At 73.6% G+C, this 14,746-nt stretch carries 14 protein-coding genes; 5 read left to right on the forward strand and 9 right to left on the reverse strand.

Going from position 1 to position 14,746, the window contains the following annotated elements; all coding sequences use genetic code 11:
* Window positions 1-132 precede the first annotated feature (132 nt).
* Window positions 133-1,008, forward strand: coding sequence for an aldo/keto reductase (locus JOE35_RS10270; protein WP_209560992.1), 876 nt, complete (start codon window positions 133-135; stop codon window positions 1,006-1,008).
* Window positions 1,009-1,087: 79 nt separating this feature from the next.
* Here JOE35_RS10270 and JOE35_RS10275 read toward each other — a convergent pair whose 3' ends face one another.
* Window positions 1,088-1,594 carry a hypothetical protein gene (locus tag JOE35_RS10275; RefSeq protein WP_209560993.1) on the reverse strand — a complete coding sequence of 169 codons (507 nt, stop codon included), beginning with the start codon at window positions 1,592-1,594 and terminating at the stop codon, window positions 1,088-1,090.
* A gap of 150 nt (window positions 1,595-1,744) precedes the next feature.
* Between JOE35_RS10275 and JOE35_RS10280 the strand changes: the two genes are divergently transcribed.
* From JOE35_RS10280 to manD, 3 genes are read left to right on the forward strand one after another with little or no spacing between them, the layout of a single operon-like run.
* Entirely contained in the window at window positions 1,745-2,599 is an 855-nt protein-coding gene (locus tag JOE35_RS10280; RefSeq protein ID WP_209560994.1) for an aldo/keto reductase, read from the forward strand.
* 1 nt (window position 2,600) lies between these two features.
* Window positions 2,601-3,467 carry an EI24 domain-containing protein gene (locus JOE35_RS10285; RefSeq protein ID WP_209560995.1) on the forward strand — a complete coding sequence of 289 codons (867 nt, stop codon included), beginning with the start codon at window positions 2,601-2,603 and terminating at the stop codon, window positions 3,465-3,467.
* On the forward strand, window positions 3,427-4,665 hold the full coding sequence (gene manD, locus JOE35_RS10290; protein ID WP_209560996.1) for a D-mannonate dehydratase ManD: 1,239 nt from the start codon (window positions 3,427-3,429) through the stop codon (window positions 4,663-4,665). Before JOE35_RS10285 ends, manD begins: the two co-directional genes overlap by 41 nt.
* A 57-nt stretch (window positions 4,666-4,722) precedes the next feature.
* On the opposite strand, the gene JOE35_RS10295 is transcribed toward manD, so the two are convergent.
* The 7 genes from JOE35_RS10295 to JOE35_RS10325 all read right to left on the reverse strand — a co-directional run bounded on the left by JOE35_RS10295 (window position 4,723) and on the right by JOE35_RS10325 (window position 12,681).
* On the reverse strand, window positions 4,723-5,205 hold the full coding sequence (locus JOE35_RS10295; protein ID WP_209560997.1) for a VOC family protein: 483 nt from the start codon (window positions 5,203-5,205) through the stop codon (window positions 4,723-4,725).
* A 150-nt stretch (window positions 5,206-5,355) separates the two neighbouring features.
* On the reverse strand, window positions 5,356-6,822 hold the full coding sequence (locus JOE35_RS10300; RefSeq protein ID WP_209560998.1) for an NCS2 family permease: 1,467 nt from the start codon (window positions 6,820-6,822) through the stop codon (window positions 5,356-5,358).
* Window positions 6,823-6,881: 59 nt separating this feature from the next.
* On the reverse strand, window positions 6,882-8,468 hold the full coding sequence (locus JOE35_RS10305; RefSeq protein ID WP_209560999.1) for a biotin carboxylase N-terminal domain-containing protein: 1,587 nt from the start codon (window positions 8,466-8,468) through the stop codon (window positions 6,882-6,884).
* Window positions 8,465-10,231 carry a 5-oxoprolinase subunit PxpB gene (gene pxpB, locus JOE35_RS10310; protein ID WP_307803033.1) on the reverse strand — a complete coding sequence of 589 codons (1,767 nt, stop codon included), beginning with the start codon at window positions 10,229-10,231 and terminating at the stop codon, window positions 8,465-8,467. The genes JOE35_RS10305 and pxpB overlap by 4 nt, the downstream gene beginning before the upstream one ends.
* Entirely contained in the window at window positions 10,228-11,067 is an 840-nt protein-coding gene (locus tag JOE35_RS10315; protein ID WP_209561000.1) for a LamB/YcsF family protein, read from the reverse strand. The genes pxpB and JOE35_RS10315 overlap by 4 nt, the downstream gene beginning before the upstream one ends.
* A 130-nt stretch (window positions 11,068-11,197) precedes the next feature.
* Entirely contained in the window at window positions 11,198-11,629 is a 432-nt protein-coding gene (locus JOE35_RS10320) for a hypothetical protein (RefSeq protein WP_245186092.1), read from the reverse strand.
* 194 nt (window positions 11,630-11,823) lie between these two features.
* Window positions 11,824-12,681 carry a LysR substrate-binding domain-containing protein gene (locus JOE35_RS10325; protein WP_209561001.1) on the reverse strand — a complete coding sequence of 286 codons (858 nt, stop codon included), beginning with the start codon at window positions 12,679-12,681 and terminating at the stop codon, window positions 11,824-11,826.
* 197 nt (window positions 12,682-12,878) lie between these two features.
* On the opposite strand from JOE35_RS10325, the gene JOE35_RS10330 reads away from it, so the two are divergent.
* Window positions 12,879-14,237, forward strand: a complete 1,359-nt coding sequence (locus tag JOE35_RS10330; protein ID WP_209561002.1) for an MFS transporter — start codon at window positions 12,879-12,881, stop codon at window positions 14,235-14,237.
* A gap of 79 nt (window positions 14,238-14,316) precedes the next feature.
* On the opposite strand, the gene JOE35_RS10335 is transcribed toward JOE35_RS10330, so the two are convergent.
* Window positions 14,317-14,718, reverse strand: coding sequence for a hypothetical protein (locus JOE35_RS10335; protein ID WP_209561003.1), 402 nt, complete (start codon window positions 14,716-14,718; stop codon window positions 14,317-14,319).
* Between the last annotated feature and the right edge of the window lie 28 nt (window positions 14,719-14,746).

Here is a 14,746-nt window from a genome sequence, read left to right on the forward strand (position 1 = left end):
CTGCCAGGCACCTGGACATCGCCCGTTCCTGTGAGACGCGAGGCCGGGCGGGCGTACCCAGGACCGAGGGTCCCCGCGAGCGGGGGCCGACACGAGCACGAGCGCCGCACCGCTGCGGCACGAGGAGGACCCATGAAGACGAGGACCATCGGAGACGTCACCGTGAGCGCGATCGGCCTGGGCGGCATGCCCCTGTCGATCGAGGGCCGGCCCGACGAGAAGCAGGCCGTCGCCACGATCCACGCCGCGCTGGAGCAGGGCATCACCCTGATCGACACCGCCGACGCGTACCACCAGCCCGGCACCCACGAGGTCGGCCACAACGAGTCGTTGATCGCCAGGGCGCTGGACAGCTTCCACGGCGACACCTCGGACGTGCTCGTCGCGACGAAGGGCGGCCACCTCCGACCCGAGGCAGGCGCCTGGGCCCAGAACGGCGACCCGGCCTACCTGAAGGAGGCGGCGCGCGCGTCCGCACAGCGCCTCGGCGTCGAGACCATCGGCCTGTACCAGTTCCACCGGCCCGACCCGGCCGTCCCCTACGCCGACTCGGTGGGCGCCCTGGCGGAGCTGCTCGACGAGGGCGTCATCCGCATGGCCGGCATCTCGAACGCCACCGTCGACCAGATCCGCGAGGCGAACGACGTCCTCGACGGTCGGCTGGTCTCGGTGCAGAACCAGTACTCCCCCGCGTTCCGCTCGAGCGTCGACGAGCTCGTGCTCTGCGACGAGATGGGGATCGCCTTCTTGCCGTGGAGCCCGCTCGGCGGCATCACCAACGCGGCCGACCTCGGCACGAAGCACGCCGTCTTCGCCGAGATCGCGAACGCCCGCCGCATCTCGCCTCAGGTGCTCACGCTCGCGTGGGAGCTGCACGCGTCCGAGCTGGTCATCCCCATCCCCGGGTCGACTCGCCCGCAGACGATCATGAACTCGGCCACCGCGGCGACGATCAAGCTGTCAGCCGACGAGGTGCAGAGGCTCGACGCGGCCGCAGACGCCGCGTGACCTGACTGCCTCACGGGCCTGCGGGCCTGCGGACCTGCGGGCCTGCGGGCCTGCGGGCCTGCGGGCCTGCGGGCGACGGTCAGTGGTACGGATTCCGCATCGGGATCAGCTGCGGTCCGTCGCCCGGCATGTCGAACCCGCCGGGCAGGTCCGTCGCCGTGACCTGTCCCGGCAACCGGGGTGCCGGGTCGAAGCCGCCCGGAGTGCGGCGCACCTGGCCGCGCAGCCTCAGCGGCCCGCGTCGGAGCCTCTCGTCGAGGCCCCTGGCCCACGTCGCGACCGCCAGGTCGTCGAGCGGCGTCTCGCCCTCGCGCTGCCAGACGAGCACGACCGAGCTGGCCCGGACGTCGCTCGCCTGGTCGCGGACGACCCGCTCGAGGGAGGCGACGTCCCGTCCGTACGGCAGCCGGGGCAGGCCCCTCAACCGGATCAGGCTCGCGCAGGGGTACTCGCCCCGGTCGAAGAACGCGACGTAGGCGAGGTCCTCGTCGCAGGGCTCGTCGCAGACGACGCTCGCCCACTGGGCGAGGGCTGACTCGGACGAGCTGACGGGCAGGGGCGGGACGGTGCGGTCTGTGGTGGTCATGGGACCACCGTGCCGGAACGGTCGTCGCGTCTCGACCCGCGCCTCCTCGACTGTGGACCGTGCCTCGAGGCACCGGTCGTGGGGAGGGAACACCCCGTGGGCCCTGGGGAGGACCGGCCGCGGACAGGAGCTCCCGGGCACACTGGGGCCATGGCCGCTCACGACGCCCCGCACGTCACGTTCCCCGACGGACGCACCGTTCCCGCCCTCGGGCTCGGCACCTGGGAGCTCGGCGACGACCCGCGCCGCCGGGACGCCGAGCTGGCAGCCCTCCGCGAGGGGCTCGACCTCGGCATGACCCTGGTCGACACGGCCGAGATGTACGGCCACGGCGCGTCGGAGCAGCTCGTCGGCGAGGCGATCGCCGGTCGTCGCGACGAGGTGTTCCTGGTGAGCAAGGTGCTGCCCTCGAACGCCAGCCGCCGGGGCACGGTCGAGGCATGCCACGCCAGCCTGCAGCGCCTCGGCACCGACAGGCTCGACCTCTACCTGCTGCACTGGCGCGGCGGCCACCCGCTCGAGGACACGGTAGAGGCCATGGAGGCGCTGGTCGCCGAGGGCGCGATCGGCGGCTGGGGCGTCAGCAACTTCGACGTCGACGACCTCGACGACCTCGCCAGGGCGACCGTCGGCTCGTCGTCGCCCCAGACGGACCAGGTGCTCTACAACCTCGCCCGCCGGGGGCCGGAGCACGACCTGCTGCCGCGGCTGCGCGAGACCGGGACGCCGCTGATGGCGTACTCGCCGGTCGACCACGGCGAGCTCCTCGACCACCCGGTCGTCGCCTCCGTCGCTGCAGACCTCGGCGTGACGCCCGCCCAGCTGGCGATCGCGTGGGTGCTGCGGCTCGCGCCCGACGTGCTGCTCGCCGTCAAGGCAGGCAGCGTCGACCACGTGCGCGAGGACGCCGCCGCCCTGGCCGTCGACATCGACGACCAGGCCTTCGTGCAGCTCGAGCGCGCGTTCCCGGCCCCGACGGGTCCCGTGCCGCTCGAGGTCCGCTGACGTGTCGGCGCTGCGCGAGTTCGGCTCGGGCGTGGCGGTGCTCGGCCGCGGGCTCCGCCTCTGGGGCACGTCGCCCCGGCTCATGCTGCTCGGCGCCGTGCCCGCGCTGATCGTCGGCGCCGTCTTCGTGACCCTGCTCGTGGTGGTGAACGGGCAGGCCGACGACCTGGCCGTCCTGGCGACGCCCTTCGCCGACGGCTGGCCCGAGTGGGGCCGCGTGCTCGTCCGGGTCGGCGTCGGCGCGGCGGTCGCGTTGCTGGCCGTCCTGCTCGCCGTGGTCACCTTCACCGCCGTCACGCTGCTCGTCGGCGACCCGTTCTACGAGCGCATCTGGCGCCAGGTCGAGCAGCGCGAGGGCGACGCGCCGGCCGACGTCGACGAGGGGTTCTGGCGCGGCGTGCTGCGGAGCGTCGGCGACTCGGTGCGTCTGCTGCTCGCCACCGCGGCGGTCGGCGTCTGCCTGTTCGTCGGCGGCTTCGTGCCGGTCGTCGGGCAGACCCTCGTGCCCGTGCTCGGGGCCCTCACGGGCGGCTGGTTCCTCGCGGTCGAGCTGACCGGGTTCGCCCTCGACGCCCGTGGTCGGTCGCTGCGGCAGCGACGAGCAGCCCTCGCGGCGAACCGCTGGCGGACGCTCGGCTTCGGCACGGCGACCTGGCTGTCGTTCTTCGTGCCCCTCGGGGCCGTCGTCGTGATGCCCGCCGCGGTCGCGGGCGCCACCCTGCTGGCGCGCGACGCCGCCCGCGAGCAGGACGCGCTGGCGTGCGGCGTCCAGGTGCGACAGGGTGGTGAGGAGGCATCGCCGCCACCATCCAGTCGAAGGAGACCGAATGAAGATCGACAAGGCCGAGGTGATCGTCACCAGCCCTGACCGCAACTTCGTCACGCTGAAGCTCACCACCGACGAGGGGGTCACCGGTCTCGGCGACGCCACCCTGAACGGCCGCGAGCTCGCCGTCGTCGCCTACCTCAGCGAGCACGTGGTGCCGCTGCTGATCGGCCGTGACCCCGGCCGCATCGAGGACACCTGGCAGTTCCTCTACCGCAGCGCCTACTGGCGCCGCGGCCCCGTCACCATGGCCGCGATCGCCGCCGTCGACGTCGCGCTCTGGGACATCAAGGCCAAGGTCGCCGGCATGCCGCTCTACCAGCTGCTCGGCGGCGCCTCCCGCACCGGCCTGCTCACCTACGGGCACGCCTCAGGCAAGGACCTGGACGAGCTCTTCGACAGCGTGCGCGACCACCAGGAGCAGGGCTACGAGGCCATCCGCGTGCAGACCGGCGTGCCAGGGCTGAAGTCGATCTACGGCATCGCCTCGAACGCCACCTTCGACGCCAACACCGGCGTGCGGTACGACCACGAGCCCGCCCAGCGCGGCGCCCTGCCGAACGAGGAGGACTGGGACACCCGCTCGTACCTGCGGCACGTCCCGACCGTCTTCGAGGCCGTCCGCAACGAGTTCGGGCCCGAGATCCCGCTGCTGCACGACGGCCACCACCGCATGACGCCGATCCAGGCGGCCTCGCTCGGCAAGAGCCTCGAGCCCTACGACCTGTTCTGGCTCGAGGACGTCACCCCGGCCGAGAACCCCGAGGCGCTGCGGCTCGTCCGCCAGCACACGACGACGCCGCTGGCGATCGGCGAGATCTTCAACACCGTCTGGGACTACCAGCAGATCATCCAGGAGCAGCTGATCGACTACGTCCGGAGTGCCGTCACCCACACCGGCGGGATCACGCACCTCCGCAAGGTGCTCGACTACGCGGCGCAGTACCAGATCAAGTCGGGCATGCACGGCCCGACCGACATCTCGCCAGTCGGCATGGCGGCCGCGATGCACCTCGGGCTCGCGATCCACAACTTCGGGATCCAGGAGTACATGAAGCACGGCGAGAAGACCGACTCCGTCTTCAGGCAGAGCTTCACCTTCGTCGACGGCATGCTGCACCCCGGCGACCAGCCGGGCATCGGCGTCGAGCTCGACGTCGACGAGGCCGGGAAGTACCCCTACGAGCAGGCGTACCTGCCCTACAACCGCCTAGCGGACGGGACGGTCCACGACTGGTGAGCCATCCCCCGCTGGTGAGCCGTCCCCCGCTGGTGAGCTGAGGAGGCGGCAGTCACGTCAGTCGCCGCGGTAGGCGGCCTCGAGGTCGGCCACGACCAGGCGGCTCATGCCCATCATGGCCTCCATGGCGCGGGAGGCGCCGGCCGGGTCGGGCCCGCCGACCGTCCGCTGCATCGCGCTCGGCACGACCTGCCACCAGAAGCCCCAACGGTCGCGGACCCAGCCGCACCGCCCCTCCTGGCCGCCGTCGGACGCGAGAGCGTCCCAGATCCGGTCGAGCCCCTCCTGGTCGTCGACCGGCACGGAGAGCGAGACGGCCTCGTTGGGGACGAACCCGGGGCCGCCGTTGAGCCCCTGGAAGCTCTGCCCGTCGAGGTCGAACTCGACGACGAGCGCCTGCCCCGCCATGGCGGGGTCGGGGAAGTCGTCGGGGTAGCGGGACACGTGGCTGATGTGGGAGACGGGGAACAGCGAGACGTAGAACGTCGCGGCCGCCTCGGCCTCGCCGTCGAACCACAGGACTGGGGTGATGCGGGGCACGGGGCGCCTCCTCGGCTCGGTCGCGCCGACGACGGTGTCGGTGCGTGCCGCAGACGCTATCGCGCTCCGTGCTCGTCCCGCACCCCGAAGTGGACGATGCACCCCGACGTGTCGGGGTGCATCGTCCACTTCGGGGTGTCGCGGGGCAAGTCAGCCGATCAGGGTCTCGATCGGGCCGCGGACGAAGTACACGAGGAACCCGACCGCGACGATCCAGAGCAGCGGGCTGATCTCGCGCGCCTTGCCCGAGAACGCGCGGACGATCACCCAGGTGACGAAGCCGACGCCGATGCCGTTGGCGATCGAGTAGGACAGCGGCATCACGATGATCGTGAGGAACACGGGCAGGGCGACGCTGAAGTCGGTCCAGTCGATGTCCTTGATCTGGGAGACCATCAGCGCGCCCACGATGACGAGCGCCGCGGCGGCGACCTCGAGCGGAACGACCTGGGTCAGCGGCGTGAAGAACATCGCGAGGATGAAGAGCACGCCGGTGACCACCGAGGCGAAGCCGGTGCGGGCGCCCTCGCCGATGCCCGACGCCGACTCGACGAAGACGGTGTTCGACGACGAGCTCGTCGCGCCGCCGGCCACCGCGCCGATGCCCTCGACGACGAGCGCCGACTTCAGGCGGGGGAACGTGCCGTCGGGCGCGGCGACGTCGGCGGCCTTCGCGAGGCCGGTCATCGTGCCCATGGCGTCGAAGAAGTTGGTGAAGACGAGCGTGAAGACGAGCATGACGGCCGACAGCCAGCCGATGCGGGCGAAGGCGCCGAGGCTGACGTCGCCGATCAGCGACAGGTCGGGCAGCGCGACGATCTGCGTCGGCAGCACGGGCGCGTTGAGGTTCCAGTCGTCGAGGTTCTGGCCGTTCGAGGTCGGCACCTGGAAGATCGCCTGCAGCACGATCGCGATGATCGTCGAGGCGACGATGCCGATGAAGATCGCGCCGCGGACGCGGCGGGCCATCAGCACGCCGATCACGACCAGGCCGATCACGAACGTGATGGTCGGCAGGGTGCTGATCGACCCGCCGTCGCCGAGCTGGACGGGCGGCGAGGCATTGCCGCTCGTGCGGACGAAGCCGGAGTCGACGAGGCCGATGAACGCGATGAACAGGCCGATGCCGACCGTGATCGCGGTCTTGAGGGCCGCGGGCACGGCGCTGAAGATCATGCTGCGGAGGCCCGTCACGGCGAGGATGGTGATGACGAGGCCGTTGATCACGACGAGGCCCATCGCCTCGGGCCAGGTCACGTCCTGCACGACCGTGACCGCCAGGAACGAGTTGATGCCGAGGCCCGCCGCGAAGGCGAACGGGAGGCGCGCGACGGTGCCGAAGAGGATCGTCATGACGCCGGCGGTGAGGGCCGTGACCGCGCCGACCTGGCTGTTCTGCAGCCAGCCGCCGAGCACGTCCTTCGCGGCCTGGTCCTCGCTGAAGCCGCCGAGGATCAGCGGGTTGAGGATCACGATGTAGGCCATCGTCACGAAGGTGACGACGCCGCCGCGGACCTCGCGGGCCCAGCTCGAGCCGCGGCCGCTGATCTCGAAGTAGCGGTCGAGGGCACCGGCCACGCCGGGGCGGCGGGCGTCGGTGGACACGGGGGTGGTCATGAGGGCTCCCGAGGAGTAGGGCGGCGAGGAGGGCGCGCGACTCTGGGCGCACTCTCAGCCTACGACGCCGGGGAGCCCCGGTCGGCCCGTCCGGCGACATCCGACTCGACCGCCGCGGCGGCGATGCCGGCGACGAGGGCGTCCGCGCCGAGCGTGCTGCTGCCGGGCGAGCCGGGAGCCCGGCCGTCGACGTCGGCGAGCGGCAGGACGAGGGGGACGCGGTGCCCGTCGACGACGACCCAGGTGCGGAGGGTCTCCGGGCCGGCCGACGCCTCCGGCGTGGCGGTCGCCAGCTCGTCGAGCCACTCGCACTCGGTCTCGATCCAGCGGGTGTGCACGGACGGCACGTCCTCGTCGGTGAAGGCCGGGTCGTCGACGATGAGGCGGTGGAAGCGCGCCGTCGTCGCGGGCCCCTCGACGACGAGGCCGTCCAGGGCTCGCCGCGCGCGGCTGAGGGCCGAGGCGCGGTCGCGGCCCGTCACGACGACCGTGAGGAGGAGCGAGTCGCGGCCTGCGGGCACGTCCGAGCCCGCGACCACGCCGGAGTCGACCCGCACGCCGGGGCCGCCCGGCAGCTCGAGACGGGTCACGGGGGCAGGCGCGGGCAGGAAGCCGCGACCGGCGTCCTCGGCCGTGACGCGGAACGAGATCGTGTGGCCGCGGCTCTCGGGCACCGCCGCGAGGTCGAGCCCGTGGCCCCCGGCGACCAGCAGCTGCTGCCGCACGAGGTCGACTCCCGTGGCCTGCTCGGTGGCGACGTGCTCGAGCGGCAGGGCGGTGCCCACCTCGAGGAACGAGACCTGTCCGGCCCTCGACACGAGGAACTCGACGGTGCCGGCGCCGCGGTACGAGACGGCCGAGCCGAGCGCGACCGAGGTGGACGTGACGACCTCGAGCTGCTCGTCGGTCAGGTGCGGCGCCGGTGCCTCGCCGACGAGCTTCTGATGACGACGCTGCACCGAGCACTCGCGGGTGCCGACGACGACGACCCGTCCCTCGCCGTCGCCGAGCAGCTGCGCCTCGACGTGCCGCGGCCGGTCGAGGTACTGCTCGACGAAGACCTCGCCTCGGCCGAAGACGGCGGCCGACTCGCGGACGGCGGAGTCGAGGAGGTCGGCGACCTCGTCGAGGCGCCGCGCGACGCGCAGGCCCAGGCCGCCGCCTCCGTGTGCTGCCTTCAGCGCGATCGGCAGGCCGTGCCGCTGCGCGAACGCTACCGCCTCGTCCGCCGACGCGATCGGCTCGGAGGTGCCGACCACCAGGGGCGCGCCGACCGAGTCGGCGAGGGCCCTGGCCGACACCTTGTCGCCGAGCAGCTCCATCGTCTCGGGGTCGGGTCCGACCCAGGTGAGGCCGGCGGCGAGCACCCGACGCGCGAACTCGGCGTTCTCGCTGAGCGGGCCGCAGCCGGGGTGCACCGCGTCGGCGCCGCTCCGCTCGGCGACGTCGAGCAGCGCCTGCATGTCGCGGTACGCGTCGGTGCCGGGCAGCTCGTCGAGGGCCCAGGCCTCGTCGGCGGCCCTGACGTGCAGCGCGTCCACGTCGTCGGGCGCGAAGACCGCGACGGAGGGCAGGTCGAGGTCGGCGGCGGCTCGGGCGACGCGCACCGCGACGAGGCCGCGCTCGGCGATGAGCAGCTTCCTCACTGCTCGACCCCTCGCTCGTCCGCGGCGCGCTCGTCGACCCGCGCGTCGCGACGGCCGCCGCGACGCCCCGCCCCGAGGTCCGGCCCCGGCACGACGCGGAACCGCACGCTCGCCCCGACGGGCACCTGCGCGGCACGGTCGAGCTGGTCGCCGACGACGCACGCGACGACGGGGTAGCCGCCCGTGACCGGGTGGTCGGCCATGAAGAGCACCGGCTGGCCGTCGGGCGGGACCTGCAGGGCACCCGAGACGGTCGCCTCGCTCGGCAGCTCGTGCGCGACGGCCCGCTCGAGCGGGTGCTCGCCCTCGAGGCGGAGCCCGATCCGGTTGGACTGCGCCGTGACCGTGAACCGCTGCCCCGTGAGGCGCTCGAGGGCCTCGGCGGTGAACCAGTCGTCACGTGGGCCGAGCACGACGTCGAGCAGGGTCACCTCGTCCGGCGCGGAGACCGAGCGCTGGGCGTCGTGTGCCGCCGCGGCGACGCTCTCGGACCAGGCCCGGCCGACGCCGAGCTCGTCGCCCGCGACCAGTCGCCCGGGACCGATCCGCGCGAGCACGTCTCCCGACGCGCTGTCGAGCACGCTCTCGGCCTCCCAGCCGCCGCGGACGGCGAGGTACGAGTAGACGCCACGAGGAGGCGCGCCCACGACGAGCACCTCGCCGTCGTCGAGCGCGAACGCGGCCCCCGGGACGGCGTGGCGGACGCCGCCCGGGCCGTGCACCGTCAGCGGCACGGGCGCTCCGGCCACGGCGAGCACGAGATCGCCGCGGGCCGTGGCCTCCAGCCCGCCGTAGGCCAGCTCGAGCGCGGCCGAGCCCGTCGCCGCGCCGACGAGCCGGTTGGCCTCGCGGAGCGCGCGGTGGTCCATCGCACCGGAGCGGGAGACGCCGAGGCCGGAGCGTCCGGGCCGCCCCAGGTCCTCGAGGATGCTGAAGGGCCCGGGGGCCGTGACGACGAGCGCGCGGTCAGGGAGAGGGCGCTCGGCGAGCTCGAGATCGGGCTCGTGCTCGGGCTCGAGCTCGGCGGCCGCGGGTTGCGGGCTCGCCGCCCCCTCGGCTGCGGTGGTCCCGCGCTGCTGGCTCGCCGCCTCCTCGGCTGCGGCCGCACCTGTCGTGACGTCGACGAACCGGACGCGCATGCCCGGCTGCAGCAGGGCCGGGACGCGTTCGGCGAGGTCCCAGAGGGCGACGTCGGTGTGGCCGAGCAGCTGCCAGCCGCCGGGGCTCTCGCGCGGGTAGACCCCCGTGAACTCCCCCGCCATGGCGACCGCGCCGGCAGGGACCGAGGTGCGGGGCGTCGCGCGGCGAGGGACGGCGAGGGCCGGATCGCCGCCGGTGAGGTAGGCGAAGCCGGGCGCGAAGCCGGTGAAGGCGACGGTGTACGTGGCCCCGGCATGGCGATCGACGACCTCGTCGACGCTGAGGCCGCTGAGCCGGGCGACATCGGCCAGGTCCTCGCCGTCGTAGCGGACGGGGATCTCGACGAGCCGGCCCTCGGTCGCGGCGTCGCGCGACGTCGGCAGCGACCTGAGGACGCTCATCAGGGAGGCGATGGGCAGCAGCGTGGGGAGGAACCGCACCGCGACGCTCCGGGCGGCCGGCACGACGTCGAGGATGCCCGCCACGGGCTGTGCGAGCAGGGCGCCGAACAGGGCGAGCGACTCGTCGAGGCCGTCGGTCTCGATCAACACGCCGTCCGTGCCGAGCGGCAGCACCCGCAGGTGCGCCAGCGCGGCGCCGAGATCGACCTCGTGCCCGGTCACCGAGTGGTCGCCCCGGGGGCGTGGGGCGTCGCGGGCGCGGGGACGGTGCTCGCCGCCTGCGGGACGGTGACGAACGGGCGCAGGTCGACCCGCGCCTCCTCGAGGGCGCTGCGCACCCCGACGGCGATCGCGACGGCGTCCGGGCTGTCACCGTGCACGCAGACCGTGTCGGCCCGCAGCTCGACGACGGTGCCGTCGACCGCGCGGACCGTGCCCGTCTCGACGAGCTGGAGGACGCGGTCACGGATCTCGCCTGCGTCGTGCAGCACCGCCCCCGGGCGACTGCGGGGCACGAGCGCGCCGGTCGCGTCGTAGGCGCGGTCGGCGAAGGCCTCGGCGACGACGTGCAGGCCCTCGCGCTCGGCACGCCGCAGGAAGGCGGAGCCGGCGAGGCCGACGACGGGCAGGGACGGGTCGACCCGCAGCACGGCCTCGATCACGGCGCCGGCGTGGACCGTGCCGCGGCCGTCGGCGTCCGCGACGACCGAGTAGAGGGCGCCGTGCGGCTTCAGGTAGCGGACGGAGGCGCCGACCGCCCTGGACAGTCCGGTCAACGCGCCGACCTGCCAGACGACGTCGGCGACGAGCTCGTCGTGCGAGGCCTCGACGTAGCGGCGGCCGAAGCCCACCAGGTCGCGGTACGAGACGTGGGCCCCGACGACGACCCCACGACGGTGCGCCGCGTCGACCACGCGCAGGAGGCCGGCCGGGTCGCCCGCGTGGAACCCGCAGGCGACGTTCGCGCTCGTGACGACGTCGAGCAGGGCGTCGTCGTCGCCGAGCGTCCAGCGGCCGAAGCCCTCTCCGAGGTCGGCGTTGAGGTCGATCGTGGTCATGCGGCGCCTCCCCTCGGCGGTCGTCGTGCGGTGCTCGTGCGGTGCTCGTGCGGTGCTCGGCTCGCGGGCCGATCGTCCACGGTACCGGGCCTGGGCGGGGAGGACGCCGGTCAGGAGGCGCGGACGCCGGTCAGGAGGCGCGACGCACGGCCAGCGCACTCGCCACGAGCGGCACCTGGAGCGGCAGCCGCACGACGGTGACGACCCGGCGGGCAGTCCCGGCGCGGCTGCTGCGGAGCGACCGCCGCGCCATCGACACGTTGGCGGGGAACACCGCGACGAAGAGGGCGGCCGCGAGGGCGCCTCCCGCCCGTCGCGTCGTCGTCGAGAGCAGGGCGCCCGCGACGACGACCTCGGCGACGCCGGAGCTCGTCGTCCAGAGGCGCGCCGGGCCGGGCATGCTGCGCGGCACGACCGCGTCGTAGGCGCTCGGGCGCACGAGGTGCAGGACGCCCGAGACGCCGCAGGCGGCCGCGAGCAGCAGGGCGGTGCGGCGGGCGGAGGCGGTGCGCGTGCGGGTGGTGCCGGTGCGGCGGGCGAGGCGGGTGCGTCGGGTGCTCATGCGGTCCATCCTGCTCGCCCGCGCCTCCTCGACGGGTCTGCCCTGGCCGAGGGCGGGTCAGATCGGTCGAGGGCGGGTCCAGGCCGACCCGCCCTCGGCGCCGTTGACCCGCCCTCGAGGATGTGCCGACGGGCGCGAGGAGTCGAAGGCGACGTGCGCGACCGAGGCGGAGGCGGAGGCGGCGGCGGCGGCGGTCAGACGGCGCGGCGGACGCCCCGGCTCATGATCGCCGAGGTCAGCGCCTCGACCGGCTCGCGCGGCGCGGCCGGGTTCGCGACCAGCACGTAGTCGACGTCGCCGAGGGCCGGCAGAGAGAAGCGGTCGCTGACCTTGACGAGGTCGGTGGGGATCAGCGAGAAGGGGAACACGGCGACGCCCATGCCCGCCCGCACGGCTGCGAGGACTCCGTTCACGTCGCGCGTGTTGCAGGTGATGCGCCAGGTGCGCCCGCTCGCCTCGAGCGCGGCGATGGCGAGCTGCCGGCTGAGGCTCGGCGCCTGGTAGGCGATCAGCGGCACGGGCCGGCCCGGCTCGACCTGCAGCTTCTCCTGGCCGATCCAGACCATCGTGTCGCCGGCGACCCGACGGCCCTCGTCGGACTCGCCCGCCGTCTGCTTCACGAAGATCAGGTCGAGGTGGCCGGAGGCGAGCCGGCGTCGCAGGGGACCGCTCTGGTTCACGGTCAGCTCGAGGTCGACGTCGGGGTGCAGCTGCCGGAAGTGCCGCAGGATGCGGGGCAGCTGCGTGATCGCAAGGTCGTCCGCGGCCCCGAAGCGCAGGCGGCCGCGCATCGCCGAGCCGCTGAACCAGCTCTCGGCTGCCGAGTGCGCGGCGAGGATCGTGCGGGCGAACCCGGCCATCGCGTCGCCGTTGTCGGTCAGGCGCACGTCGCGGGTGTCGCGGACCACGAGGGTGCGACCGGCCGCCTTCTCGAGCCGGCTCACGTGCTGGCTGACGGTCGGCTGGCTGATCCCGAGACGGAGGCCCGCGGCCGTGAAGCTGCGGGTCTCGGCGACGGCCAGGAACGTCGTCAGCAGGGCAGGGTCGAACACGGCGGGCCTCCTCGTGGTGAGTCGTCAGCTGTCATTCGATGATCGCATGGCAGTGATTGACACCATAGGGGGTCCGAATGACGTCGACCGCGTTACCGTCGAGGGACGAGGAGGCGCGGCTCACCACCGCAGGGCCCCTCGGCTCCTCCCCCGGCGGCAGCGACCGCCCCGGGCCGCCCACCAGCGCAGGAACACCGATGTCCTCACCGTCCACCGCCAGCACTCCCGTCGTCGACCCCGCCGCCTCCTTCCCCGCCACCGCACCGCTGCCCGTCGCGACGCAGCGCCCGCCGTGGCGGCACACCTTCATCGCGCTCAGCGTGCCGAACTTCCGGCTCTGGACCGTCGGCAACTTCGTCGCCATGACCGCGGGCTGGATGCAGCGCATCGCGCAGGACTGGCTCGTGCTCGAGCTGACCGGCAGCGCGACGGCCGTCGGCGTCACGGTGGCGATGCAGTTCGCGCCCATGCTCTTCTTCGGCCTGCTCGGAGGAGTGCTCGTCGACCGGTTCTCGAAGCGGGCGCTGATGGTCGTGACGCAGAGCGTCTTCGCGGTGCTGAGCATCGGGCTGGCCGTGCTGACGCTGACCGGCGTCGTCGAGGCCTGGCACGTCTTCGCCATCGCCTTCGCGACCGGCCTGGTGACCGTGATCGACAACCCGGCACGCCAGGTGATCGTGAGCGAGCTCGTCGGACAGCGCCACCTCCGGAACGCCATCAGCGTCAACTCGAGCGTGTTCCAGCTCGGCGGCATGATCGGCCCTGCCGTCAGCGGAGTCCTGCTGCTCGCGGTCGGCGCCGGGTGGGCCTTCGCCGTGAACGGCGTCGCCTGCCTGCTGGTGGTCGGCATGCTCGGCCTGCTCCGCACCTCCCAGATGACCCGCACCGCACCGGCTCCCCGGTCGCGCGGCCAGCTGCGCGAGGGCCTCGCGTACGCCAGGGCGAAGCCGACCATCCTCGTGCCGGTCGTGCTCGTCGCCTCGTACGCGGTGTTCGGCCTGACGATGCCGGTGCTGCTCGCGTCGTACGCCGACGAGGTCTTCGACGTGGGCGCCGGCGGCTACGGGCTGTTCAACTCGATGATCGCGGTCGGTGCGCTGACCGGGGCCCTGCTCTCGACCCGTCGGGCCACGATCAGGCTTCGAACGCTCGTCGTGGGGCTGCTCGTGACCGGCCTGCTGCAGGCCGGCGCCGGAGTCGTCGGCGGCGCCGCCGGGGTCGTGCCCTTCGCGCTCGTGCTCGTCTCGGTCGGGCTCGCGTCGCTGTTGTTCCTCACGTCGGCGAACCAGCTGGTGCAGCTGTCGAGCAACATCGGGATCCGCGGCCGCGTCATGTCGTTGTACGTGCTCGTGCTGCTCGGCGGGCAGGCTGTCGGGGGCCCGCTGATGGGCGTCGTCGTGGAGGCGCTCGGCACGCCGACCGCCATGGTGATCTCGGGCGGGGTGCCGGCGGTCGTCGCGGGCGTCACGGCGCTCGTGCTCGCGCGGCGGGGTCAGCTCACGCTGCAGATGCGCGTGCGGCGGCACCTGCCCGTCGTCGAGATCGCGGCGCGCTAGGCAGTCCCGACGGGCCCGGGGCGGGGCTCGCAGCTGGCTCGCAGCGGCGCCCAGGCGGTGCTCGCGGCGGGCTCGCTGGTCAGACGGCGGCGCTGCGACCGGGTGAGCCGAATCGGATCGACACGTCCACCCGCCAGGCCTTGGGCTCGCCCGCGACGTGGGTCGTGCCGACGAAGCGCAGGCGCTCCCCCGCCGCGAGGCTGAGCTGGCCGTGCACGTCGAGCGACTCGCCGAGCCAGAACGAGATCTCGTGCTCGTCGAGCAGGTCGTCGTCCACCGTGACGCCGAAGGTGGCGCCGTCGAACTTGAGGGGCAGGTCGCGGAACTCGAGCCGCGGGGCGTCGTCCGACCAGTCGACCACCTCGGGCACCCGGGCGGCGACGATCGTCGCGTCGACGACTCCGTCCGCACCCATGGTCACCGAGGAGGCGCGCAGGTCGACCCCGAGGTCGTCGCCGTCGATCCGGAAGCGGTTCTCCACGGGACCCACGCTAGCGGCGCCTCCTCGT

This window comes from Frigoribacterium sp. PvP032 (genome assembly GCF_017833035.1).
Lineage (GTDB): Bacteria > Actinomycetota > Actinomycetes > Actinomycetales > Microbacteriaceae > Frigoribacterium.

Bases quoted from the DNA above. Each gene is read 5' to 3' on its own strand.
- JOE35_RS10315 (WP_209561000.1), bottom strand. From the start codon at position 11,067: ATGACCACGATCGACCTCAACGCCGACCTCGGAGAGGGCTTCGGCCGC.
- JOE35_RS10275 (WP_209560993.1), bottom strand. From the start codon at position 1,594: ATGACCACCACAGACCGCACCGTCCCGCCCCTGCCCGTCAGCTCGTCC.
- JOE35_RS10330 (WP_209561002.1), top strand. From the start codon at position 12,879: ATGTCCTCACCGTCCACCGCCAGCACTCCCGTCGTCGACCCCGCCGCC.
- JOE35_RS10320 (WP_245186092.1), bottom strand. From the start codon at position 11,629: ATGAGCACCCGACGCACCCGCCTCGCCCGCCGCACCGGCACCACCCGC.
- JOE35_RS10280 (WP_209560994.1), top strand. From the start codon at position 1,745: ATGGCCGCTCACGACGCCCCGCACGTCACGTTCCCCGACGGACGCACC.
- manD (WP_209560996.1), top strand. From the start codon at position 3,427: ATGAAGATCGACAAGGCCGAGGTGATCGTCACCAGCCCTGACCGCAAC.
- JOE35_RS10270 (WP_209560992.1), top strand. From the start codon at position 133: ATGAAGACGAGGACCATCGGAGACGTCACCGTGAGCGCGATCGGCCTG.
- JOE35_RS10300 (WP_209560998.1), bottom strand. From the start codon at position 6,822: ATGACCACCCCCGTGTCCACCGACGCCCGCCGCCCCGGCGTGGCCGGT.